This window comes from Paenibacillus caseinilyticus (assembly GCF_027533645.1).
In the GTDB taxonomy this organism is placed as follows: domain Bacteria; phylum Bacillota; class Bacilli; order Paenibacillales; family NBRC-103111; genus Paenibacillus_G; species Paenibacillus_G caseinilyticus.
Genome location: NZ_JAQAGY010000021.1, coordinates 1 through 24,731, shown reverse-complemented (window position 1 = coordinate 24,731; position 24,731 = coordinate 1). Strand labels below are relative to the sequence as shown.

At 59.4% G+C, this 24,731-nt stretch carries 19 protein-coding genes; 14 read left to right on the top strand and 5 right to left on the bottom strand.

Annotated elements, in window-relative coordinates; translation table 11 throughout:
- Nucleotides 1-9: 9 nt before the first annotated feature.
- A complete protein-coding gene (gene sstT, locus O9H32_RS24830; protein WP_269868817.1) occupies nucleotides 10-1,218 on the bottom strand; it encodes a serine/threonine transporter SstT in 1,209 nt (402 codons plus the stop codon).
- Nucleotides 1,219-1,569: 351 nt separating this feature from the next.
- Between sstT and O9H32_RS24825 the strand changes: the two genes are divergently transcribed.
- Nucleotides 1,570-1,851, top strand: coding sequence for a hypothetical protein (locus tag O9H32_RS24825; RefSeq protein ID WP_319946954.1), 282 nt, complete (start codon nucleotides 1,570-1,572; stop codon nucleotides 1,849-1,851).
- A gap of 719 nt (nucleotides 1,852-2,570) precedes the next feature.
- Here O9H32_RS24825 and melA read toward each other — a convergent pair.
- Together melA and O9H32_RS24815 are read right to left on the bottom strand one after the other, a co-directional pair.
- The gene (gene melA, locus O9H32_RS24820; RefSeq protein WP_269868816.1) at nucleotides 2,571-4,079 is read right to left on the bottom strand and encodes an alpha-glucosidase/alpha-galactosidase; all 1,509 of its coding nucleotides are present in this window, start codon (nucleotides 4,077-4,079) and stop codon (nucleotides 2,571-2,573) included.
- 108 nt (nucleotides 4,080-4,187) lie between these two features.
- Complete coding sequence (locus O9H32_RS24815) at nucleotides 4,188-5,105, bottom strand: AraC family transcriptional regulator (RefSeq protein WP_269868815.1); 918 nt, start codon at nucleotides 5,103-5,105, stop codon at nucleotides 4,188-4,190.
- Between the two features lie 176 nt (nucleotides 5,106-5,281).
- On the opposite strand from O9H32_RS24815, the gene O9H32_RS24810 reads away from it, so the two are divergent.
- The gene (locus O9H32_RS24810) at nucleotides 5,282-6,058 is read left to right on the top strand and encodes a hypothetical protein (protein ID WP_269868814.1); all 777 of its coding nucleotides are present in this window, start codon (nucleotides 5,282-5,284) and stop codon (nucleotides 6,056-6,058) included.
- 210 nt (nucleotides 6,059-6,268) lie between these two features.
- Here O9H32_RS24810 and O9H32_RS24805 read toward each other — a convergent pair whose 3' ends face one another.
- Nucleotides 6,269-6,772 (bottom strand): PAS domain-containing protein, encoded by a 504-nt coding sequence (locus tag O9H32_RS24805; RefSeq protein WP_269868813.1) that lies wholly within the window; start codon nucleotides 6,770-6,772, stop codon nucleotides 6,269-6,271.
- The gene (locus tag O9H32_RS24800; RefSeq protein ID WP_269868812.1) at nucleotides 6,756-7,607 is read right to left on the bottom strand and encodes an alpha/beta fold hydrolase; all 852 of its coding nucleotides are present in this window, start codon (nucleotides 7,605-7,607) and stop codon (nucleotides 6,756-6,758) included. The genes O9H32_RS24805 and O9H32_RS24800 overlap by 17 nt, the downstream gene beginning before the upstream one ends.
- A 273-nt stretch (nucleotides 7,608-7,880) precedes the next feature.
- On the opposite strand from O9H32_RS24800, the gene O9H32_RS24795 reads away from it, so the two are divergent.
- The 12 genes from O9H32_RS24795 to O9H32_RS24745 all read left to right on the top strand — a co-directional run bounded on the left by O9H32_RS24795 (nucleotide 7,881) and on the right by O9H32_RS24745 (nucleotide 24,417).
- Nucleotides 7,881-9,446: an SAM-dependent methyltransferase gene (locus tag O9H32_RS24795; protein WP_269868811.1), complete on the top strand. Its 1,566-nt coding sequence runs from the start codon at nucleotides 7,881-7,883 to the stop codon at nucleotides 9,444-9,446.
- Nucleotides 9,447-9,706: 260 nt separating this feature from the next.
- A complete protein-coding gene (locus tag O9H32_RS24790; RefSeq protein WP_269868810.1) occupies nucleotides 9,707-12,244 on the top strand; it encodes a fibronectin type III domain-containing protein in 2,538 nt (845 codons plus the stop codon).
- Between the two features lie 294 nt (nucleotides 12,245-12,538).
- Entirely contained in the window at nucleotides 12,539-14,449 is a 1,911-nt protein-coding gene (locus O9H32_RS24785) for a beta-N-acetylhexosaminidase (RefSeq protein WP_269868809.1), read from the top strand.
- A gap of 307 nt (nucleotides 14,450-14,756) precedes the next feature.
- Nucleotides 14,757-15,113 carry a nucleotide excision repair endonuclease gene (locus O9H32_RS24780; protein ID WP_269868808.1) on the top strand — a complete coding sequence of 119 codons (357 nt, stop codon included), beginning with the start codon at nucleotides 14,757-14,759 and terminating at the stop codon, nucleotides 15,111-15,113.
- A gap of 100 nt (nucleotides 15,114-15,213) precedes the next feature.
- On the top strand, nucleotides 15,214-16,443 hold the full coding sequence (locus tag O9H32_RS24775) for a DEAD/DEAH box helicase (protein WP_269868807.1): 1,230 nt from the start codon (nucleotides 15,214-15,216) through the stop codon (nucleotides 16,441-16,443).
- A 391-nt stretch (nucleotides 16,444-16,834) separates the two neighbouring features.
- Nucleotides 16,835-18,460 (top strand): PucR family transcriptional regulator, encoded by a 1,626-nt coding sequence (locus tag O9H32_RS24770; RefSeq protein WP_269868806.1) that lies wholly within the window; start codon nucleotides 16,835-16,837, stop codon nucleotides 18,458-18,460.
- A gap of 27 nt (nucleotides 18,461-18,487) precedes the next feature.
- A complete protein-coding gene (locus tag O9H32_RS24765) occupies nucleotides 18,488-19,576 on the top strand; it encodes an XdhC family protein (RefSeq protein ID WP_269868805.1) in 1,089 nt (362 codons plus the stop codon).
- Nucleotides 19,512-20,102, top strand: a complete 591-nt coding sequence (locus O9H32_RS24760) for a nucleotidyltransferase family protein (RefSeq protein WP_269868804.1) — start codon at nucleotides 19,512-19,514, stop codon at nucleotides 20,100-20,102. Before O9H32_RS24765 ends, O9H32_RS24760 begins: the two co-directional genes overlap by 65 nt.
- Nucleotides 20,103-20,563: 461 nt before the next feature.
- Nucleotides 20,564-21,523: an FAD binding domain-containing protein gene (locus O9H32_RS24755; RefSeq protein WP_269868803.1), complete on the top strand. Its 960-nt coding sequence runs from the start codon at nucleotides 20,564-20,566 to the stop codon at nucleotides 21,521-21,523.
- A complete protein-coding gene (locus O9H32_RS24750) occupies nucleotides 21,510-23,321 on the top strand; it encodes a molybdopterin cofactor-binding domain-containing protein (RefSeq protein ID WP_319946953.1) in 1,812 nt (603 codons plus the stop codon). Before O9H32_RS24755 ends, O9H32_RS24750 begins: the two co-directional genes overlap by 14 nt.
- The gene (locus O9H32_RS32795; RefSeq protein ID WP_319946952.1) at nucleotides 23,315-23,938 is read left to right on the top strand and encodes a molybdopterin cofactor-binding domain-containing protein; all 624 of its coding nucleotides are present in this window, start codon (nucleotides 23,315-23,317) and stop codon (nucleotides 23,936-23,938) included. The genes O9H32_RS24750 and O9H32_RS32795 overlap by 7 nt, the downstream gene beginning before the upstream one ends.
- The gene (locus O9H32_RS24745) at nucleotides 23,929-24,417 is read left to right on the top strand and encodes a (2Fe-2S)-binding protein (protein ID WP_269868802.1); all 489 of its coding nucleotides are present in this window, start codon (nucleotides 23,929-23,931) and stop codon (nucleotides 24,415-24,417) included. The genes O9H32_RS32795 and O9H32_RS24745 overlap by 10 nt, the downstream gene beginning before the upstream one ends.
- Nucleotides 24,418-24,731: the final 314 nt, after the last annotated feature.

The window sequence follows — 24,731 nt, the reverse complement described above, 5'->3', positions numbered from 1 at the left end:
CATCTTGATCTATGCTGCTTTACGCTTCTTCGCATACTCGGCTGTAGCTGTAAACAGAACGTCAGAGGAGGAATTCAGCGAGGTTTCAAAGGAATCCTGCAGAACCCCGATGATGAAGCCTACACCCACGACCTGGACCGCAATATCATTCGGAATGCCGAAGATGCTGCACGCCAGGGGGATGAGCAGGAGCGACCCGCCGGCCACACCGGAAGCGCCTGCGGCAGCCACAGCGGATAGGACGCTGAGCAGAAAGGCCGTGGCAAAATCCACTTCAATACCAAGCGTATGTACCGTAGCAAGCGTCAAGACGGAAATCGTCACGGCGGCGCCTGCCATATTAATCGTAGCCCCTAAGGGAATGGATACCGAGTATGTATTTGAATCCAGCCCTAATTTTTCGCACAATCTCATGTTCACTGGAATGTTCGCAGCGGAACTGCGGGTGAAGAAAGCGGTAATCCCGCTCTCCCTCAGGCAGGTGAGCACCAGGGGATAAGGATTTCGGCGAATGTTCACGTAGACGATCAATGGATTAACAACAAGCGCCATAAACAGCATGCATCCGATAAGAACGAGAAGTAATTTTCCGTAATCGAGCAAGGAAGAGAGACCGCTCTCGGTAATGGAGTTGAACACCAGTCCCATGATGCCAAGCGGCGCGAGATTGATGACCCATTTGACGATTTGGGATACGCCATCCGCAGCATCGGTAAGCAAGTCTTTGGTGCTGTCATTGGCATTTCGCAAGACGAAGCCAAGCAGGATCGCCCAAGTCAGGATACCGATATAATTGGCATGCATCAGCGCATTCACAGGGTTGTCGACTACTTGGAACAGTAAGGTCTTCAGCACTTCGACGATGCCTTGAGGCGGGGACAGGTCACCAGTACCCTTGACAAGGGACAGGCTGACCGGAAATATAAAGCTGGCTATAACGGCGATCAGCCCCGCCAGAAATGTGCTTAGCCCATAGAGGGCAAGGATCGACTTCATATTCGTCTGCCGGCCCTTTTGATGTTTGGAGATGGCGGCCATGACCAGAAGCAGGACCAATAAAGGTGCAACCGCCTTCAAAGCATTGACGAATAAGGAACCGAAGATGGCGATTCCTTTGGCACCTGGAAGAGCCAAAGCCAGGACCGTCCCTACAATAATCCCCGCCAGTATTCGTTTGACCAGGCTCATTTGGTTCCACTTGAGTATGAATGTTTGCATGTAGTCCCTCCGGTTACAATGTGAAAATATAACGAGGCCCAGTACATGGTAAAAGGTCAAGTTATAACGATAGTTTATCATGTTAAATGTGTGTTGGGTAGACTTATAGCTCAGTACTGCTCCTCCCCGCCGATGGGCTGCGCCGGGGCGCAGCCGAGTGAAACGCTAACCCGATGGCCGATTTTGGCTGCTCGAAGCGGCATAGATGTATTGTCATTGTGTAATACTTAGTTTACAATGTGTAAGGGCACGTATACGATAAGTTATCAGTAAGAACAGGAAGCACCTGTTCTCCCGGACCGGGGGATAGGTGCATTTTTGTGCCCAATACATCAGAGGAGACTTGAGATCATGGAAATGCAGCAACAGCCACAGCCGTCCCAACCCACGTTTTATGCGAACCCGGGAGATCCGAAGAAGAAGGTGATGTCCGTTAAGGACTGGGTCATTACCTCCCTCATTCTGGCCATCCCGCTAGTGAACATCATCATGCTTTTTGTTTGGGCATTCGGTGGCGGCGCCAATGAGAATAAGGCCAATTTCGCGAAAGCAAGCCTTCTGATTGCTGCCGTGTTTATTGGATTGTATATCATTATAATTGGGGTTATTTTTGCCTTGGCAGCAGGCCAATGAAGCAGGTGGTACCAATTTGTTATGGGAGCGGGACTCTTGAAGTAAAGGCTGCCTCGGGCGATGAGGTAAAGAACATCGAGAAATGCCAGAGGATAAGCATCCATAACGGGCTTTAATAGAAAGGGGACTACGGGGGTAGTCCTCTTTCTATTTGTTTACCTGAATTACTTTTCAAGCTGATAGACACCTTCCCAGAACAAAAACCAAGCGCCGACAAGAAGTATAATGATCGTAAGCAATATGGATGCAATACTTCCCGCAAAGTTTCGACGATGGCGAGCCCGTCCTGGAGCTCCTTCGGCTTATCGCTGCCCGTTACGCCAAGACGATTGTAGGCAGATACCGTGGAAATCCTGCCAAGCCGGGCAGCAGTTTCATCCATCCTTCGATGGTTCCGGATCCCCCGTTGATGAGGGAGATCGGGGGCTGCCGTCGCCGCTTGTATGATACTCGATGTTTCCTTTGGAAGTTTCGATTTTCCGTCTTCATTTTCCGCTTCGATTCTAAGCTTCGATTTTAAGCTTCTATACGGGCACTGTACCGCACCCCGCTTGACTAGGAATAGATTCGTTCGGATGATACGTTCCAAGTGAGGGCAGGTCCGGCAGCTGGAGACTTCCCCAAAAAAAGAAGCGGCCCCCCTCCGAACGGTACGGTTGGAGGGGGGCCGCATGCGGCCAAGCTATTCCTATGGGTTGTATGGGCGAGGCCATCCCGCCTTACTGCCCCGCAGCTGCACGGTCCTTGCCTTTATCGGCTTCCGCTGCATTCTTGCTGGCTTCCTCGCGGTTGGCCTGCATTTCCTCGACGGTCTTGACCTTGAGTCGAGCGGCTCCCTCATAATTGTCGCGTGTGGGGATCAGGCCGCCCGCTGCGAGCCGCGCTTTGGCCTGCGCGATAGCATCCCCGTACTGCGGCAGCCACGCTTCCTGGGCAGCGAGCATTTCGTCGACCATCTGCCATACTTCCTTCGGATTGCAGACGGCTCCGACGAGCGGGTCCATCAGGAAGGCTTGGCGCAGCAGGAGATCATCGCCCCGGATGGCCGCTTCTACAGCCAGCCGCTGGACGGAGATGCTGGCATTGCATACGGCGGCCGGCCCGAGGGGCAGCTCGCCGATCCGCGGCATCGAGATGCCGTTGCGGTCCGCATAGCCGGGGGCTTCGATCACGGCATCGGGGGGCAGGTTCGCGATGACCCCGTTGTTGACGACATTGAAGTGGCCCCGGTATACCCGGCCGGTCTCCAGGCCTTCGATGATATAGGAGCCATGCTCCTCACCGCGCAGCTCCTGCTTGTACTCGTACGGAGCCTCTTTCATCCAGTTCGGGAAGTCCGTCTCGAACCAGGTGCGGCCCTCGGTGCACACGCGCAGATACCCGCCCGTTTCCCCGTTAATCCACGATCCGAGGTCAATCCACTCCATGATCTCTTCGGGGCGCTTGCGGTACCAGGGCACATACTCGCTGAGATGGCCGTTCGATTCGGTGCTGTAATAACCGAAGCGGCGCAGCATGTCGATCCGTACCTTCTCCGTCCGGCTGAAATCCGGATGCTTCTCGAACGCTTCCAGCAGCCTGCCTGTCAAGTCCTCGCCTTGGTGACGGATCTGGATATACCAGGTCTGGTGGTTGATTCCCGCACAGATGATATCGACTTCCTTCTTCGGCAGGCCGAACGCTTCCGCGATCTGCCAGTGCCCGCCCTGTACGCCGTGGCACAGGCCGATCGTCCTCACGCCGCCATACTGATTGCAGGCCCAGGTCAGCATTGCCATCGGATTTGCATAATTCAGGAGCAGCACATCGCTTGCGGCGACTTCGCGGATATCCTGGCAGATCTTCATCATTTCGGCGATGCCGCGTTGGCCGTACATGATGCCGCCGGCACACAGGGTGTCGCCGACGCATTGGTCGACTCCGTACCGGAGCGGGATGTCCACATCCGTCGCGAAGGCTGCCAGTCCACCCACACGGATCGTGCAGAAGACGTACTTGGCCCCCTGCAGCGCTTCCCGGCGGTCGGTCGTTGACTGAATGGCGATCGCCAGCCCGTTCTCCCGGATATCCCTCTGGCACAGCTCCGTCACCATGTCGAGGTTAGGGTGGCTGATATCCGTAAAAGCCACTTCAATCTCCCGGAACTCCGGTACGGACAGCAGATCGCGGAGCAGTCCGCGGGTGAAGCCGATACTTCCTGCGCCGATAAAAGCTACCTTAAATGACATAATCTTCAGCCTCCGTAAGGTGGTATAGGGTGGTGTGTCCTGCAGCCTATTGTATCAGCGGGAGAGCGGAAGCGTTATCAATATTGTGACCTTCTGAAGGGAGCACTGTCAAAAATCCTCACTTGGTACTGTGGACCCCTTTTGCCTGACTCCCGATTGGCGGAACGCCACCGGCGTTAATCCCGTGTACTTCTTGAACAGAAGATGAAAATACTGCCTGCTGCCGACGCCGACATAACCGGAGATGTCGATGACCGGAATATCCGTCTGCAGGAGCAGCATTTTGGCCTTCTCCATCCGGATCTCCGTCAAGAATTCGGTGAGAGTCCGCCCGGTCTGCCCCTTGAATATCCGCTGCAAGTAGCCCGGATGGAGATTCACGATCGCGGCGATCTGCTTCACGCGCAGGTCTTGGTCATAATGCTGCCGCATATAACCGATGCAGCGCAGCACATAGAACTCCGCCGGCTGCCCCGCGCTTTGCTCCGCCGACTGCCGGAGGCGTGCTATGCGGAGGAGGAGCTGGGAGAACAGCAGCTGGGCCATCACCCCTTCATCGTCCGGTACGCCGGCATCGAGCTCGAGCACCAGGCTCTTCAGCGTGTGGTACACCTCATCCGGGTCGTTCAGCACGAGATAGGGAGCAGGGGAGAGGAGCAGCGCCTTCATGCTGGCCTCCTTGGCGGCCAGCTGTCCGACCGACGGGGCAACCCCCGGTTCCGGATGAAAATAAAACTCCACATTCAGCATCCGGCACGGCGCTTCTTCCTCGACGAACAGCCGGTGCGCCACGTTCGCGTCGAGCAGGATGAAGTCGCCTTTCTTCAACGTCTCGCACGTGTACTGCCCGGGAGACCGTTCTGCTTCGACCGTGCAGCTGCCGGAGATGATGAACATGATCTCGGTGGCATCGTGCCGGTGATACGGCATCCGGAATCCGTTCCACTGCTTATAGTAATAGGCGACGGCTTGCGGACGATATTCGCCTTCGGTCAATGCCGATGCATACAGACTTCCGTGCTTCATCTTGATTCTCCTCCGTTCGGTTTCCCTTTCCGATTCCCCATCCCAAGGGCTGTCTATGGGCATGGCTTGTTAGCAAGAGTATACCGGAAGCGGTCCGGGAAATGAATCTCCAGCAGCAACATTCTTCCCGCCTCCCTCGTTGAAAGGACTAGACAATACAATAGGAGGAATGGGTGATGAGAAGATGGATCTTAGTCCTTGGCATCACAGCTTCTATGGTGATGGGGCTGAGCGGTGGCGCTGCAGCCGGTCCGGAACAGACCGTGGTCATCATTGGAACAACACCGCTGTATCTAAGCAAAGGTGCGGCTCCCGGCAGGTCGGCTCTGGCCCCGGTGCAGAGCGTGAGGCTCGCTGAAGGAGAGGCGATCGATTATTACGATGAACGGACGGAGAACGAATGGCTGAAGATCCGAACATGGGAGGGGGACCGCTGGATCCGCGACGGGGATGATGTGCTGTACGGCACCTACACGGAGGAAAGCCGGCCGCTGACGCTGCTCGGTACAGCCAAGCTGTACGATCTGCCGGACGTGCGGACGGATACGGGGCAGGCCCTCTCTCCGCAGAAGCTGAATTCGTCGGCATCTGCGACCTACGGACCCAAGTATGTCGTGAACGCGATGAGCGCCGCCGGCAAGAGCGGAGTCTGGTACCGGGTCGACACCACCTGGCTCGGACCCAAATGGATACTCAATCCCGCTCTGATGGAGGATGTCCGCGAAGAGCCGGCAGACTACAAGGTGAAGCTCATGGGAAGCGAGCGGGCCTATCTTGTACCTTACAATGGCGAAGGAGAGGGGGAACCTGTTGGAGCCGGAGAGGCTCAAGTGAAAGGGATATGGCAAGAAGCGAATTTCCCGAACCACATCGATCGGTGGTACCGGGTGCAGCTGCCGCAAGGGGAGCGTTGGATTCAGACATTAGACGCGGAGCTGGAGAAAATAGACTGAGTCTGGGGCGGCTGCTCGGGCACTTCCTGGGCCCGGATGGCCACGTGTGGGAAGCCGCATGGAATCCGGCTTGAGAGGGCGCGGATGCTGCACGCCATACAATAATACCGAATGAAAAACAAACGACCCCGCCCATACAAAAGAGCATGCTCTTTTGTATGGGCGGGGTCGTTCACGTGCAGAGTGCAGGGCTGCGAAGCCCGGCAGCGGTTAGGCCAGCTCGTCTCCTGCCGTAAGCCTGGCGATCTTTGCGTCCAGCTCCTGGAGTTCCCGCTGCTTCGCTTCCAGCGCTTTCTGCAGCCGGTTCAGCTCGGCCTGGGCTTTGAAGGCGGCGCCTTCGGCCGAGAAAATCTTTTGTTCATACTCCATCCGGCGGCGCATCGGGACGAAGACGCACTCATTAACGAACATCCCGTGCTGCTCCCGGCGTACCGCGTTGAGCAGCACGGGGAACTCCACATCGGATTTGGTGAGCAGGGAAAGATACATCTCCTCGACATTCCCGTTCAACCGGATCAGCGGGAAGAAGTAGATGTGATAGAAGATCCGGCTGGAGACGGCCAGAATCGAATGAAAGGGGCGTCCCCGCAGGCTGCGGGGATCGTAACCAAGCCACCGGCTGAGCGTATCGTTAATATCCAGTATCATGTTGTCGTCCGTTAACGACAAAAAGCCGCATGGCGCCTGGTTCAATCTCTCATCCATGACGTTCATACACCGCTTCCTGCGGCTTGTATCGTTCAGGAGCGGCAGCCAGATACCCGCGGATCCGCTCCACGGTCTCTTCGGGATGGCTCATGTGCGGGCAGTGGCCGGTTGCCGACATGTACTGCAGCATACTGGCCGGAAGGCAGCGGTGTACGTACTCGCCGACTTGCGGCGGTGCGATAATGTCGCCGGCGCACTGCAGGATCAACGAGGGGACGCTCACCTTCGCCAGATCCTCCCGGTTGTCGGAGAAGAACGTCGCTCTCGCGAACTGCCGGGCGACGGCCGGATCGGTGGCGCAGAAGCTCGTTTCGAGTTCCCGGGCCAGCTCCGGACGGTCAGGATTCTGCATGATGGCCGGAGCAAGGTAGCCCGCCCACGCCCTGTGGTTGTTCTCCATGAGGTCCATCAATCCTTCGAGATCCTGCCGTTCGAAGCCTCCCGTATAATCGGGGGGATCGTTGATGTAGCAGGGGGAAGGGCCGATCAGGACCAGGCGGCTGAAGTAGTCGGGCTGCCGGATCGAAGCCAGCATGCCGATCATGCTGCTTACGGAATGCCCGACGAAGACGGCGTCTTTCAAATCCAGCTCCTCGCAAATCTCCAGCACATCCTGGGCATAACCGTCCAGTGTATTGTAGCGGTTCGAGCAGTAGGCCGTATAATCCGACAGCCCCGATCCGACATAGTCGAACAGGATGACGCGGTACTCTTCTTCGAAGGCCGGCGCGACAAGCCGCCACATGTTCTGGTCGCAGCCAAAGCCATGGGCGAAGAGGATAGGCTGTGTGCCTTTGCCTGACACATTCACGTGATTGCGGGCCGATATGCTTTGCTTCATATGAGAAACTCCCTTCTATAGCGGTGGAAGGTAAGAATATGGAATCCGTTGTGAAAAAAAGTACTTCATGGCCTAACTCCTTTGTTACTATACCATATTCGAAATTGAACAGATACCCAATTCACAGCAAAAGTATACCGGACTGTCAGAAAAAAGGGAATGTCCGTTCCGGATCGCGGAGAGCTCCACGCCGGTTTTGGACAGCTCTGCCTTGACCGGGGTACAATACCCTGAGAGCGGTACCCAATATGACGAAAAGTAGGGCTGTGCGAAGTGATACACAACGAAAAAAAAGCTTACCGGTTCAGCGAGTCTCCCCTGTGGGAGCTGCAGCGGGCCTATTACGAGGAGCAGGGCATAGAGGCATGGCAGAAGGAAGAAGTGCCCTATTACATTACGAATAATCCCATGATCGCCACCGCGTATGCGGAAGTGCTGTTCGGGTTCCTGCAGGACCGCGCGGCGGCTGGCAGGTCGGCCGAGCCTGTCACCTTCCTGGAACTGGGTGCCGGCCCGGGGCGGCTGGCGTGTCATATCCTGAGGGAACTGTGCGCCCTGATCGACTATGCGGGCATGCCGCTGCCGCCGTTCCGCTATGTCCTCAGCGACCTGGCGGCCAAGAATCTCGCCTATTGGAAGGAGCATCCAGCCCTGCGGACGTATACGGAACAGGGATTGCTTGACTTCGCCGTATTCGACGCGGTGCACGATGAGGTACTGCATCTGGCCGTCTCGGGGGACCGGGTCCGGCCTGGGAACCTGAAGCAGCCGCTGCTGCTCATTGCCAATTATTTCTTTGACAGCATCCCGCAGGACCTGCTCTATGTGGATGACGGGAAGGTCTATGAGTGCCGGGTCAGCTTGGGCCTCCCGGAGGAAGCGGCCGGCGGGAGCGCTTCGGAGCAGCTGCGGCAGCTCGCTCCTGAATACAGCTATCACGGGACGGAAGAGTATGAGCGGGAGTCCTATCCATACCGTCATGTGATCGAGCACTATAAGGAGAGTCTCGCAGACACCCATATCTTGTTCCCGGCCTTGGGACTGAGGTGTCTGGAGCGCCTCGGACGGTTGTCGCAGGAAGGGTTCGTACTGCTTACCGCGGACAAAGGCGACCACCGGCTTGCGAATTGGGAATTCGCCGAAGCTCCCCAGCCCGTGGTGCATGGCAGCTTCTCCCTTACGGCGAACTATCATGCCATCGGGCAGGTGTATGAGGGAAGAGGCGCACAGGTCCTGTTCACGGACAGCCACTACAACAACCTCAATATAGGCTGCATCCTTCATCTCCCGGACCCCGCCGCACACGTGCAGACCCGGCTGGCTTACCGGCGGTTCGTGGACCGCTACGGTCCCGATGATTATTTCACGCTGAAGGAAGGGATGGATGCGCGCCGGGAGGCGATGGGGCTGGATGAGTTTCTCTCCTTCTGGAAGCTCGGCGGCTACGATACGGAGTGGTTCGTCGGCAGTGCGGGGCATCTCGCCGGGCTGCTGACGGGGTGCGGCGACGATGCCGCAGAGGATCTGCGGCTGGGCATCGCCCGGATGTGGGAGGGGAGCTACCTGCTGCGGGGAAGGTCCCGGCTCGCGGCAGACTGCGCCATGCTGCTGTTCCGGATGGACCGGTTCGAAGAGGCGCTGGATTATTACGAAGAAGCGCTGCTGGGGGCCGAAGGGGCATCGGAGGCTCCAGACATCGGCATTCTCTATGATATGGCGGTCTCTTACTATGAGACCGGACAGGATGAGAAGGCGAAGGAGTGGGCCCGCCGGGCGGCGGCCGCCGATCCGGAGCACGAAGGGACGCTCTCGCTTCTGCAGCTGCTGGCCGAATCCTGAGGTCGATCGGCGGGAATGCGCTGGAAGGACCCCCCCATGGAACTGGGCCGCCAGTACCCCGGGGCGGTCCGATGGCTGTTCCGCCGAATCTTCGGCCTGCCGCGCCGCGATTCACGGCTGGCAATGTTGATCCATACTAAATTATTCCTAAAGTAGAAGGAAATCGAATGATATCATCGAATGGAATCAGGGATACGGATAGACCACTCTGCCCATATGACACCCCGTATCAAAATATACGATGGGTGGTTGAAGAAGAAATGAATAGTTGGACAAAAATGGTAAGCGAACGGAACTCATGGCTGGCGGCCCTGCTGTTCGGGATTCTGCTGCTGGCCGTACCCGGTTATACCCATGCATCGGAGAATATCAGTGTTGACATCACGAAGCCCCGGGTGAAAGCGAAGGCGGACTCCAAGCTGATCATCGAAGCCAGAATATCCTCCGTGTACCGGCTCCAAGAAGCTAAGGCATCGGCTGGTGGTGTGGAAGTCGCTCTCACCCAGTCCTGCCCGACCTGCAGCTGGACCGGAGAGCTCGAGATCTCTTCGCTCCCCAAAGGCGCCGGCACGCTTACCGTCACTGCTGAAGATATTCGCCATAACACCGGCTCCGCTTCCGTCGAATTCAAGCATGACTCCCCTCCCGTCATTACGCGCCTTGAACCCTCAGACCATGCCGTCATCCGCGACAGCAGCCTTCATGTTTTAGCGGAAGTGAAGGACGATCTCACCGCCATACCGGAATACTTTGTAGGACTCAGCCGGATAGGCGACAGGGAGCCTTTTATCTATGATAGTGCGCAGGGTGCGCCTCTATTGGACAAAACATACGACGTCTCCGCCAACAACAGCGAAACCTTGAGGATCACACATCAGATCAACGATGGGGCGGACCAGTACGGGGAGCCGACGAACAGCCTTTACATCAACCGAACCGTCCATATCGAGAACAGCCAGGCTATCGCGGAAGCGGAGCGCATTCCGGGCGTGGAGATTATCGACGCAGATGCAGAGCGGCTGCTTATTCATAAGCAGGAGAAGGTGTATATCAAGAACCGGGCCGACGGGTCTGAGGCCCTGATCTATGCATTGGACTACCCGAGCGGAATTCAGCTTACGCCAAGCGGTGCCGTGTTCATGACGCGCTATACCGACTACGGTTACCGTCTGAACATCTGGAACGGTGAGAGTATTCTTCCTTTTGATATCCACTACGGAGAGCCCTACTATTGGCAGATCCGCGGCTCGTACCTGCTCTTCGTGAACGGACCGGATGTGCACTTGGTGAATACCGCCACGCTGGAAGCGCTCCGGCTTCCGGTGATCGGCGGAGCCCATTATGAGCTGGAGAACACGGGTGATGTTCTCATCGACGCCGGCGAAGCCGGTGGAGCGATTCAGCGCTATCGTGCCGCGACCGGTCAGCTTGAAGCCTTCATCGAAGATCCCGATCAGCCGCGGGGTCCCGTTTCGGACGGAAGCACTGTACTTTACTCGACAGCGGACGGCGCTCTCCATCGTTACGAGGAGGGCAGCGTAACGACCGAGGTCTACGGACTCCACGGGGAGCAGCGTCTGCAGCCTCACAGCGGCTATGAGTTCAATCAAGGATGGATCGCTTACGAAGGGGCGGAGGAGAACGGTGTCCGGCCGATCTACCTGAAATCCCCCGAAGGGAGCGTAACCCGTGCGACTTATTTCAATGAGGATGCCGATATCCATTACCTGGGCGGGAACGGCACGCTGATTGTCCAATATAAGTCCAGCCTGTATCAATACCAGCCGGGGCAGAAGGAGCTCATCGTCATCGGCGGAGTTGTCGGCAGAACGAAGCCGCTGGATGGGGAGCTCCGCTATCTGCTGGGCGATACGATCTTCAACATTACCGCCGGGGCTCCTTCCGATACGTCGGCTCCCCAGTGGCCGGCAAGCGACGCGCTCAGCGTGACGGCCGTGACGTATAATAGTGCGCAACTCACTTGGCAGCCTGCCGACGATGATACGGGAGTGGCCCACTACTTAGTGTATGTGAACGGCACGCTGGCCAAGACCCTGGATGCTTCCGAGCGGACGTACACCGCGATCGATTTGTATCCGGAGTCGTTGAACTCGTTCTATGTGGTAGCCGTGGACGGGACCGGCAAACGGAGTGGGAAGAGCAACATAGTAACGGTGACGACCCAGCCTTACATTCCCGAGCCGAGTGCGGCGCTCCTGTCCCTGCAGGCCAAACCGGGACCGCTGTCCGCAGGCTCTGTGTTGGAGCTGCAGGTTCGTGCCGAACAGGCGGCGGATCTCTATGCTTTCCTGGCGAAGCTCTCCTACGATCCGGCGAAGGTGAAGCTGCAGCAGGTTCTCCTTAGCCCCTCGTTCGGAACGGAAGGCACGGATGCCGTGCTCTCCAAGAACGTGAAGACGCCGGGCACCGTGACTGCCGCCGGCTCGCTGCTCGGAGAGCAATCCGGCCGTACAGGGGATCCGGGGCTGCTCATCTTGAAATTCACTGTGCTGCAGAAGGGCAGCACCGTATTCACCCTGGGGACCGAAACGTCCCAGGCCGACAGCGAGGGCCGGATCTCCAAGCTGCAGGCGCCGGTAAGCCTGACGGTGCGGCTCGATGACACCGACTTCGATCAGGATGGTGTGACCGGGCTCAGTGATCTGGTCCTGATCTCAAGGCATAGCGGCCTGTCCGAAGGTCAACCGGGTTATGAACCCAAGTATGATCTTACGAATGACGGCCGGGTCGATGCGAAGGACGTCCAGCTCGTAGCGGGTAAAGTGGTGTCCGCCTGAACCATTCGGCAGAAGAGGGCTTTCCGTTTTTTTCGGGAAGCCGTCTTTTTTTATCTTGTGCAATAGTGAGAGATAAAGCGGTGCGCCGCTATCCTTCCCATACCCGATCCTCCATGCCGCGGCGGATCACGGCACGCTGCCCGCAGCCGTTTTGCGTATGAATCTATCAAAAATCATGCCAAAGTGATCTATAAATGGCCCTGTATCTATGATACGCTTCCCTAGAAAAGGCAATGACCTGCCGGCGCCTGAGGGCTGCGGAGGTCTGTGGTCTATGACGGGGAGGAAGCAAATGTGAAGCTGCAGTGGATTGGGGAAACGGCAGAACTGATGCCCGGCATTCGGGAGCTCGCGAAGGAGATACCCTTCTCGGAGGGTGAAGGCGGCATCCCGGTGCGGGTCGAGGCAACACCCGGTGAATTGGAAGTAGGCCTCCAGCAGGGAGAAGCGTATATCCGGTACGGTCACAAACACCAATTCTACCGGGGGCTCGGACTTCTGGTGGAGCTGGGGAGCAGCGGCGGGCCGTTCGAAGTGCGGGAGAAGCAGCAGTTCGATCTCGTCGGCCCGATGTTCGATCTGTCCCGCAACGGGGTGCTGAGCTTGGACAGCTTCAAGTTCCTGCTCCGCAAGATGGCCCTGATGGGGCTGAACACGGTGATGCTCTATATGGAAGATACCTATGAGATTCCGGGCGAAGCCTATTTTGGCTACATGCGCGGGCGTTATTCGCCGTCGGAGCTCAAGGAAATCGACGATTACGCGGATACATTCGGCATCGAGGCGTTCCCGAGCATCCAGACGCTCGCCCATCTGGAGGAATACCTTAAGTGGGACGCCGCCAAGGAACACCGGGACACGAAGGGTGCGCTGCTGGTGGGATCGGACCCAACCGAGAAGCTCATCGAGCGGATGATCGACAGCGTCAGCGCGCCATTTCGCAGCCGCAAGATCCATATCGGGATGGATGAGGCGGAAGAGCTCGGCCGGGGCAAATATCTCGATCATAACGGCTACCGCAGCCGTTTCGACATCATGACCGGGCACCTGGACAAGGTGCTCGGGATGACGCGCCGCCGCGGTCTGAAGCCGATGATGTGGAGCGATATGTTCCTGAAGTTCGCTTCCGCCGACGGCGCGGAGCACTATGACAAACAGACGCAGATTCCCGAAGAGATGGCGCGCCGCATTCCGAAGGATGTCGATATGGTGTACTGGGATTACGCGCACCAGCACCAGGAGGATTACGAGCAGCTGATCGCCAAGCACCGCCCGCTCGGCTGCCGCCTCGCCTTCGCCGGCGCCGTATGGGTGTTCAATACGTTCGGCGTCAACTACGGCTTGTCGCTGAACGCTACGGACAGCGCCCTGCAGGTATGCAAGCGGGAAGGCATCCGGGAAGTATATGCGACGATGTGGGGCGACGACGGCATGGAGAGCAACCCCTACATCGCACTGCTTGGGCTGCAGTTCTATGCGGAGCATGCTTATTCGGACGGGCCGACCGATCCGCAGCGGTTGGCCGCCCGCGTGAAGTTCTGTACGGGGATCGACGCGGCGGCATTCGAGCAGCTCAAATATTTGGACGAGACGCCGGGCGCGGAACCGGACAACGCGAAGCAGAGCAATCCGTCGAAATTCCTGCTCTATCAGGATGTGCTGCTCGGCCTGTTCGACAAGCAGATCGAAGGGCTCGAGATGGCGGAGCATTACCGGAAGCTCGAAGAGGACATCCGGCGGCGCCGCAAGACCGATGCTGCGCTCGATTATATTTTCGATGTGCCGGAGAAGCTCTGCGCGGTGCTGCGGCGCAAGAGCGAGATCGGCATCCAGCTGAAGCGCGCCTATGACGCGTTGGATACGGCGGTGCTGCAGCGGATTGCAGGCGAGGTGCTGCCGGAGATCTCGCAGGCGGTGCAGGAGCTGCGGGCGGCTCACCGGGCCCAGTGGCTGCGAATGTACAAGCCGTTCGGCTGGGAAGTCATCGACATCCGCTACGGCGGCGTGGTGAGCCGGCTCGATACGGCGGCCTTCCGGATCAAGGAATTCATCGAAGGCCGCGTGGACCGGATCGAGGAGCTGGAGCAGGAGCGCCTCGTCTACAGCGCGGTCAACCGGTTCAACGGAAAGGGCGCCGGATGGTGCAGCTATTACTACCGTATGGCGTCGCCGAACGTGTTCTTCCACGTGCTGAACCCGTTCTAAGGAGCTGCGGCCGTGGTCCGGGCAGCGGGCAGCCGCTCAGGCACCAAGGCACTCTGGCACTGGCGCAGAAGTGTAGGCCTTCATGGGGGAATGCATTCCATGAAGGCCTTTTTTCTGAATCAGCCTAAGGTCAGTTGTAGTTCATCCGCCGCGCCTTGGACGGCAGATGAGAGCGTAACGCAAGGACGCTCACGTAAGATTCACGCGGATGGAGACCGTTCTTTTTGGCGGAACGTGACGAAATATGGTTTTACGGTGCAATTTGTGGTACGATATAGTCCTATACGCTAAGAGGACGTGAACGACTTTGATCAACATAACTATCCCTGCGCCGGATGTGACTATTACCAAACAAGATGCCCCTGAGCTCAGCAACATTTACGGGTTCACGGATTTTCACCTGATTACGCGGGAGAAGGGCGGCATCTTTATGTTCTATAACGATAAGGACGAGCTGCTCTTTGTCGGCAAAGCCAGGAAACTGCGCCCCCGGATCAAAAAGCACTTCGAGGATACTGTGTCGCCTGTTAAGGACCACCGCGGCGAAGTGACGAAAATCGAAGTCTGCGTCGTTGAAGATCCGGTGGAGAGAGAAATTTACGAAACCTACATCGTCAATGCGTTCAAGGCTAAATATAATGTGGACAAGGTGCTGTACAAGTAAGCAGGAATCCCCATGAGCCTCCAGCAATAAGCGCAGTCCCCGGCGGGTCTGTCTTATTGCTTTTTTTAAGAAAATCTATGCAAGAAGCTAGGAGACCCTAATGACATTCACCGAATTAAACCTGACACCCGCGATTCTGAAAGCTTTAAGCAAAGCGAATTACACGACGCCTACACCGATTCAGGAGCAGGCGATTCCCCCTGTGCTCGAAGGCAGGGATCTGCTCGGGTGCGCCCAGACCGGTACCGGCAAAACAGCCGCCTTCTCTCTTCCGATCATCCAGCTGCTCAGCGGCCAGCAAAGAAATCCGAATACGAAGCGCCGCATCCGTTCATTGATCGTCACCCCGACCCGGGAACTGGCGCTCCAGATTGCGGACAACATCAAGATTTATGCGCAGTTCACCGACTTGCGGTGCGTGTCGATCGTGGGCGGCAGCTCGCAGGTCATGCAGGAGCGGGCGCTGGAGCAGGGGACGGATATTCTGATCGCGACGCCGGGCCGTCTGCTCGATCTTGTCAATCAGAAGGTCATCAGTCTGCAGCATGTCCAGATCCTGGTGCTCGATGAAGCGGACCGGATGCTCGATATGGGCTTCATCCATGACGTGAAGAAGATTATCTCGCTCATGCCGCCCAAAAAACAAACGCTGTTCTTCTCGGCGACGATGCCGCCGGAAATCTCCAAACTGATCAAGACGCTCCTGGTGAATCCGGTGAAGGTGGAGATCACTCCGGTGTCTTCCACTGTGGACCGGATCGAGCAGTCGGTCTATTTCGTAGACAAGGATAACAAGCTCAGCCTCCTGAAGGATCTGCTGCAGGACCGTTCCATCGCGTCGGCGCTGGTGTTCACCCGCACGAAGCACGGGGCCGACCGCGTCGTGCGCGGACTGACCAAGCTCGGCATATCGGCGCAGGCCATTCACGGGAACAAGTCGCAGAACGCGCGAGTCAGCGCGCTCGGGAATTTCCGCAGCGGCGCGACCCGTGTACTCGTGGCTACGGATATCGCCGCCAGAGGCATCGATATTGACGAGCTGTCCCATGTGATCAACTTCAATCTTCCGAATATCCCTGAGACGTATGTTCACCGGATCGGCCGTACCGGCCGGGCGGGGCACAGCGGGACGGCGATCTCGTTCTGCGAGAGCGAAGAGATTCCGTACCTGAAGGATATTGAGAAGCTCATCCAGAAGAAGGTGCCGGTTGTGGCCGAACATCCTTATCCGATGATGGGCGTTACGGCGCCGCCGCCTGTCAAGGCACAGTCCTCCGCTCCGCAGCGGTCCGCCCAGCAGCGCCCGCAGAGAGCCAGATCTAGAAGATAAGACGATGAATCCGCGGGAGGGCTTCGACCCTTCCCGGTGAGTTCAGGAGCAGAAGCATTCCGTCAGGGATGCTTCTTTTTGTTTATTCCATAAGAATTTATTTCTCGCGAGGGCTCGATCCTGTAATCCATCAGGAGGATTGCAGAAAAGAAAATAAATCACATGTTATATATAGTGACACAATGTCATTGCAAAATCGGAATCCGGCTCATATAATGTTATATATACTTACATAATGTGAATATGACTAGGGAGCAGAGCTGCCAACATCTTCTTTGAAATATTAGAATGTATAACACGCCGGAACTTGTTACTGTCATCTAATATTTTATAATAAACGCGGCCCGTCCTTGAAGGACGGCGCAGCCGTTTATCTTGAGGAGGGAATGCTGTGCATCTTACTGTCGAACAAGCGCTGTCCGTCTACCCGCTGTCCAAAGGGAAACTTATAGCCGGAAGAAACGGGATGTCGCGCATCGTGAAATCGGTGAATGTGATGGATGCGCCGGATATTACCGACTGGATCAAGGCCGGCGAGATGCTGTTCACAACCGCTTATCTGATGAAAGACAGCCCGGATGACGCGATCGGGCTGCTCCGCAAACTGGACCAGCGGGGGGCTGCGGGGCTTGGCATCAAGCTCGGCAGGTTCTGGTCCGATGTGCCCCAGCCGATCCTCGAGGAGGCCGAACGCCTCGCTTTTCCACTCATTGAGCTTCCCTTCCAGTTTACCTTCTCCGACCAAATGAACGGCTTGTTCCATGCCGAGATGCAGAAGAGCACGAAGGTGCTCCATCATGTGCTCGACAAACAGAAAAGACTCATGCAGTTTGCTTTGCGGCCGGATCATATCAGCAATTTGTTTCATACCATTCTCGGCATCGTCGGCTATCCGCTGGCCGTCGTCGGGTCGAGAGGGCACCTGGTCTTCAACGCCACGCCGTTCTCGGAGATGCAGCTGCTGCGCGGCTGGCCGTGGAAGGATCACTGCCAGTGGGTGCACACGGAGGAGGGGAGGTATTACCGGATTCCCTTGACCGAGAAGGACGACTGCGCCGGCTACGCGATCTTCTGTCCTCCCGATACCCCATTGATGAAGGTGGAAGAGGGGCTGTTCCTGCAGGCGGCCGAGATCATCTCCCACCATATGGGCTTCATCTATAAAGAGTATATGGATCATTCGGTCCAAACGGATCTGGGGTCGCTCCTCGTCCGGTACTTGAAGGGTGCCGGGTCGATCGGCGCGCTGACGGACGGGGCGGAGCGTCTCGGGATCCGGCTGTTCCCGGAGAGCTACCAGTGCGTGCTGACGACCGTGCCCGAGGAAGCGCCGGCGAACCTGCGCGAGAAAGCGCTGCGCGATGTGCGGGAAGAGATGCAGTACCATCCCGAGATGAAGGAATGGAACGTGGTGCACTTCTATATCCGAGAGGGTATTCTCTCGCTCTTCCCGGCCGATACGTTCCCCGGCAACGGCCGTCTGCAGGCCGTGCTGGCCGGCGGGCTGCGCGGCGTCTTGAGCTCCATGCCCGTAGAGTGCCGGCCCCAGATTGCGGTGAGCAACAAGAAACGGAAGCCCGAAGCGCTGGCGGACGCCTACCGGCAATGCCAGGATACGCTGAGGCTGGCCCGCCGGCTCGGTGTAGTCGATGACATCGTGCAGTACGAGACGGTGGAGCTGGCATATCTGTTCCTGCATGTGCCGGGCGCGAAGATGGGGCACTACTGCCAGGAAGTCTTGGGGCCGCTGCTCGCCAAGGATCCCGAGTATTCGCAGGAGATGCTGCGGACCCTCGAGACGTTCGTCGAGAACGACGGGCAGCTCAGCGAAACCGCCAAGTTGCTGTATATCCACCGCAATACAGCTGCTTACCGGCTTGAGAAGATCGGCGAATTGCTCGGTGTGGATTTGAAGAACATCAGCGATCTCCTCCGGCTCAAGCTCGTCTTCCTCTTCAGGCAGATGCTGAAGACCGGGACGCAGTCCGAGAGCCCGCAGACGCTGCGGATGCCCTAATCGATGAACCCATGGGAGGCGTAGGCAATGGAAATGCACGGATTGGTCGAGGTGTTGTTCCGGACACCGCACCGCGCGGTGCTGGCGACGGTCATGGAAGTGGAAGGGCACGCATACCGTAAAGCGGGAGCTTCCATGCTGCTGCTGGAGAATGGGTCGAGGTACGGCAGCATCTCTCCCGGCTGTCTGGAGTCCGACCTCTCGGAACGCGTGGAAGGGCTGCTGAAGAGCGGCTCTGCGGAGATGGTCGAGTACGACATGCGGCCTGAAGACGACTTCTCTTGGGGCGAGGCGATCGGCTGCGGAGGGATGATCCGCGTGCTGCTGGAGCCGGTGCACGGGCTGCTGCTTCACGTGCTGCTGGAAGTGAAGCGAAGGCTCGACCGGGGCAGGGAAGCGGGCCTGACGCGCTCGTTCGTAAATTCCTACACTGAGGCCGAATACAAGCTGAATGAAGGCGACCCAGCCGCCGTCCGGGATACGGCCGTCCTGTCCGCAGACGCGGGCGTCCTGCGGCTGGAGAGCGCCTACGTGCCGCGGCCCCGCCTGCTGATCTTCGGCGCATCCGACGATGCTGTGCCGGTGGCCGAGCTCGCGCAGAAGAACGGGTTCCGCGTGACGGTAGGCGATTGGCGCGAAGGGCTGTGCACCCCGCTGCGGTTCCCGCGGGCTTCGCGCATGATCGGCCAGCCCGAGCGGATTGCCCAGCGGATGCAGCTGACGGAGCGCGATTATGTGCTGATCATGAGCCATCATTATCCGCATGACGCGAAGCTGCTGGCGCTGCTGCTGCAGGGCCGGTACCGGTATGTGGGCGTGATGGGCTCCGTGACCCGGACCGAACGGCTTCTTGCAGGCTGTCCGGCCCCGGATTGGCTGCACTACCCGGTAGGCATGGATATCGGGGCGGCCGGTCCCGAGGAGATTGCCGTCAGCATTGCCGCACAGCTGATCGATGTGCGCAGGAGAGCGGCGGCGGAACCTGCAAGAGAGGAGTGGAACCGAAGTGAAAGTTACGGGCATCTATCTGGGCGCCGGCGCCGGCACCCGAATGGGCGGTTCCAAGCTGTCCATCCTTCTGGGAGGTTCTGGAAGGCTCGGCGGCAGCGCCCTTGAAGCGGCGCTGCGCTCGTCGCTGGAGAGGATCTGTGTCGTAACCCGGCCCGGCCCTCCGGTCGATTGGCTGCCGGCTTCCTATTATAAGGCCGAACGCGAAGGCCGTGCCGTGCAGGTGACGAGCAGGGAGGCGCACCTCGGCATGTCGCATTCGCTGCGCGCGGGCCTGGCGGCCGCCTGTACCGGGACGCTGCCGGACGCGGTGGTCGTGCTGCTGGCCGATCAGCCGCTGGTGACCGCCGCGATGATCGACCGGCTACTCGCCTCGTTCCGGGAGCAGCCGAAGCTGGACTATTGTGCGGCCGGCCACGAAGGCGTGCCGAAGCCGCCGGTGCTCCTCTCGCGCAGCATGTTCGGCTCGGTCGAGAAGCTAGCCGGGGACCAAGGGGCGAGGGCGCTGCTCTCGGAGCCCCATGTGTTCGGGATGATTCTAGAGGAGCCGGAGAGCCGCCGTTTCTTCGATGCGGATACGCCGGAAGATGTGGAGCGCATCCGTTTTTTTATAGGTAATGTCCACGGAATATGAGGCGCTTGCGGAGCATTCCCGGGAGATCGGCGAGAGGGTGGTGTATCTATACCTGTACCTGTACCTGTTGTGCGCTGTGCACAAAAAACAGGGGTCCTTTGTAAACCATGCCTAAACCCAAGTCATAAGAATGGACTCGATGCGTAGGCATCCCCTATAGTTCTATGTACCCGTTCATTGTACTCTAAGGGGCGTTATCCATGGACCCCGCTGCAGCCTGGCAGGCGAAACCGAGGCTGGTAGGCAGGGCGGGAGAAACAGCGGGTCCGCTTCTCCCTGATGAGGCTTCCAGGACACCGGCGCAGCCGGCGAACGGACGCTCCAGCTTCAGGGTATAAGGGCCGGAGCCGCACGCACGCATCAGCCGAACACCGGAACGCCGAATCCCTTCCTCCGCGAAGGGATTCGTGCTACCCGGAGGCTTGACCCGCTGCGGGCGCAAAGAACAGGAGGAATCGCTGATGAACGTGACGAATGCGGCCGGCGGGGTACCGCCCTATCTATGGCAGCCGGAGACGGAAGCCGAAGCATGGGATATGTTCACGAACCTGGGGAGCGGGGCTGTGTTCGCCGCCGGTGCGACGCTGCTCCGGACCCAGTGGGAATCGGGCACGGTCCCCATGCCGGCACACCTGATCTCGCTGGAGGGGATCTCCTCCATGCAGGGCCTGACCAGGCGGGAGGGCAGCTTGCGGATCGGATCGCAGGCGAAGCTCTCGGACTGCCGCCGCCAAGGGGCGTGCAATCTGCTCGCCGAGGCGTGCCGGACGATCGCGGCGCCGTCGATCCGGCAATTGGCGACCCTCGGCGGGAATATCGCTTCAGGGATTGGCGATGCGCTGCCGGCGCTGCTCGTGAAGGATGCGCTCCTCTATTCCTACGGAGCCGGGGGCAGCGAATGCGGGGAGCTGGCGGCCTGGCTGGAGGCCCGTGCTCTGGGCAGAACGGAGCCCCGGCTTCTGACCGCCGTCGGGCTGATGCCGGGCAACGGCAGGGCGGACGAATCCGGTACCGGCGGGCGTACCGTGGAGTTCTACCGCAAAGTGGGCCGCCGGGAAGCCTTCGTGCCGTCGCTGGCGACGGCCGCCTTCTCCGCCTTGCTGGCTGCGGATGGTACGCTGAGCCGCGTGAGAGTCGCGGCCGGCGGGGGCTCCTCGATCGCTATGCGGCTCCGAGGAGCCGAAGCGCTGCTCGAAGGCGGGCGTGCGGATGGGGAGACGCTGCGGAAGTTTCATGCCGCGGTGCAGGCAGAGTGGCCTGCGTTCACCGATGCGTTCGCTTCGGCAGCTTACCGCAAGCTTGCGGCAGCCAATCTGCTCTCTGCCGGGTTGTGGGACCTGCAGAGGGAACTTGGTGCGGCGGAGCGGGAAGGTTGCACGGACCCAGGACCAGAGAGGAGGACGGAACATGAGGCTGGATAAACCATCGGCCGGCGACCGCTGGCGGGTCCGTCCCGACGGGCCTGACAAGGTAACGGGCAAGCTGGCTTACTTAACCGATCTGCGCCTGCCGGGGGAGCTGCACGGGGCGATCCTGCGCAGCAGCTATCCCCATGCGAGGATTGTTTCGATCCGCACGGAGCGTGCGGAGGCTATCCCGGGCGTCGGCGCCGTGATTACCCACCGCGACGTACCGGGGATGAACCGCTTCGGGATTGCGATGCCGGATCAGCCGGTGCTGGCCGAGGACCGGGTGCGATACATCGGCGACGCGCTCGCCGCGGTGGCAGCGGCAACGCCGGAGCTGGCGAGAGAGGCACTGGAGCGGATCGAAGTGGAATATGAGCCGCTGCCGGTCGTGGATGACCCGGAAGCGGCGCTGCTGCCCGGTTCGCCGCAGCTGCATCCGGCGGGCAATCTGCTTCACAGCACAGCCTACAGCCGCGGGGACGCTTCCGAAGCGTTGTTCTCTTCCTGTGCCCATGTGGTGGAAGAGACCTACTATACGCCGCGCCAGATGCATGCGTATATGGAGACTGAAGGCGGGCTGTTCGTGCCGGAGCCGGGCGGCGGCTTGACGGTCTTTGCCCCGACCCAGCACGGGTTCAAGGACCGGATGCAGCTCTCCCGCATCCTGGAGATCCCCGAGCACGAGATCCGCGTCGTGTCGTCGCCGATCGGCGGTTCGTTCGGCGGCAAGGATGAGCTGAGCATCCAGCCGTTCGGGGCGCTGCTTGCGCTGAAGAGCGGCCGGCCGGTCCGGCTGCACCAGAGCCGCTGGGACTCCGTAAGGGCCGGACTGAAGCGGCATCCGATGAAGATTACGATGCGCACCGGCACGGACGGGGAGGGCCGGCTGCTCGCGCACCAAGTGCGGATTGTGGCCGATACGGGGGCTTATGCCACGCTTGGCCCCGCGGTGTTGAACTTTGCCACCGAGCATACGATGGGCCCGTACCGGATCCCGAATGTGAAGGTAGAGGGCTATTCCGTGTACACGAACAACGGCATCTCAGGGGAGTTCCGCGGCTTCGGCGGCAACCAGGTGACCTTCGCTCTCGAAGGCCAGATCGACCGGCTGGCGGAGAAGCTCGGGATGAACCCGTGGGTGCTGCGCCGGCTCAATCTCCGGGAAGCGGACGATCTCGGCCCGCTCGGCCAGCGCATTGCGGCGACCTGCGGGGCAGAGCAGGTATGGTCGGCCATCGCAGGCTGTGCGCTTATGCAGCGCCGAGAGGGAGCGGGCGGGAGCGCTGAAGCCAACCCGCCATGGATCCGCCGGGGCATCGGCGCTTCGATCGCGATGCACGGCTCAGGACTTGGCTTCGGGCTGCCGGACTTCGGCGGCGGCCGGCTGACCTTGACGGAGGAGGGCCGGATCGAGGCTGCGTTCGGCTATGAGGAGTTCGGCCAAGGCCTGCACGCCACGCTGGAGACGATGCTGCTGGGTCACTTCGGCTGTTCGCCGGCCGATCTGTCGCTGGTGATCGGCGATACGGCGCGCGTGCCGCACAGCGGTTCGTCCACCGCCTCGCGGGCCACGACGATGATGTGGCAGGCGCTGCGGCGGATGAAGCCCGCATTCCAGGCGAAGCTGCTGGCTGCGGCCTCGGAAGTGACGGGGGTCGCAGCCAGCCTGCTGACGACCGGTCCCGGCGGCATCTGGCTGAGCGCCGCCCGGCAGGACAGCGTGCCGGACAGCGGCCAGAGCAGGACGGCGGCAGAGGCGGCCGCCGCCTTGGAAGGAGAGGATCCCCTCTCCGCGCATGGACCGTGCTGAGCTATAAGGACTTGGCCGGGCATGCCGCGCGGCCGATCCGGACCGAGAGCCAGTTTCATTTTCCGGTGACGCCGGATGCGGTGATGGGGGGGCACTTCCTCTATACGTATACAGGGGTGGCTGTCGAAGTCGAAGTGAATACGCTGACGGGCACCGTGCGCCTGCTGAACCAGCATCATGCGGTGGCTGCCGGTCCCGTGGTTAATCCGATGGGGTTCTTCGGCCAGATTGAGGGCGGCAGCTCCATGGCAGTTGGCTTCACGTTGTCCGAGGACGCCGTCATGGAGGGAGGCCGCTACGTTACGGGCAACCTCGACAGCTATCTCGTGCCGACGGTGATGGATATGCCCCGCGGGTTCTCGCTCGACGCGATCGAAGACCTGCCGGAAGACGATCCGTACGGTCCGAGGGGCATCGGCGAGGTGGGCACGGTAGCGCTCGCGCCGGCGATCGTGTCGGCGATCCGCCAGGCAGCAGGCGTCTGGGTGGAACGGCTGCCGGTGTCCAAGGAACGGCTGATCCGCGCATGGGATCCCGCAGCCGGCCCGGAAGACGGCAGCCTGCCGGGTCAAGGGCAGGGGCACAGCGCAGAAGGAGGCGAAGCCGCATGGCGGTAAATGTACAAAGCTGGCAGTGCCGCATTAACGGCACCTCTGTGGAACTCGAAGGCATCGCCCCGGCCCGGCGGGTGCTCGATATTGTCCGCGAGGACTTGGGTCTGACGGGGACCAAACGCTCCTGCGACATGGGGCGCTGCGGCGCCTGCATGGTGCTCTTGGGCGGAGCGGCGGTGAATGCCTGTCTGCTCATGGCCTACCAGTGCGCCGGCAAGGAGCTCACGACCATCGAAGGGCTGAGCGGCCCCGCGGACGAAGAGATCCAGTCGGCCTTCCTGCAGGAGGGGGCTTTCCAGTGCGGGTACTGCACGTCCGGGATGATCATGACGGTCAAAGGGCTTCTGGATTCGAATCCGGAGCCTTCGCGGGAGGAGATGGAGGAGGCCCTGTCCGGCAACCTGTGCCGCTGTACGGGCTACGGTCCCATCGTGCGGGCTGTGGAATCCGTGATCCGCTGCCGGCGGGAGTCCGGGCAGTAGGGTCCAATAGGTCTGCCAAGGTTCATCTTGCAACCAGGTCAATCGGATCACTGCCGATGGAGGGGGCTTGCGGGTCGTGGAAGGAGAGCAGCGCAAAAAAAAGGCCGGGGAGCTGCTTCGAGGCCACTGAAGAACTAACGCTTTTTCATCGGGAGTCTCATAGAAGTTACAAAAAAGACATCTGCCTCCATTTTTTTAGGGAGCAGATGTCTTTTTTAATGGCTCAAAATGGGTTTGCCCGACTCGTTTTTTCATTCTACCAGTTTCAATATCCGTTTAAGATTTACAGCGAATATGGCCATTGCACCTTGCAT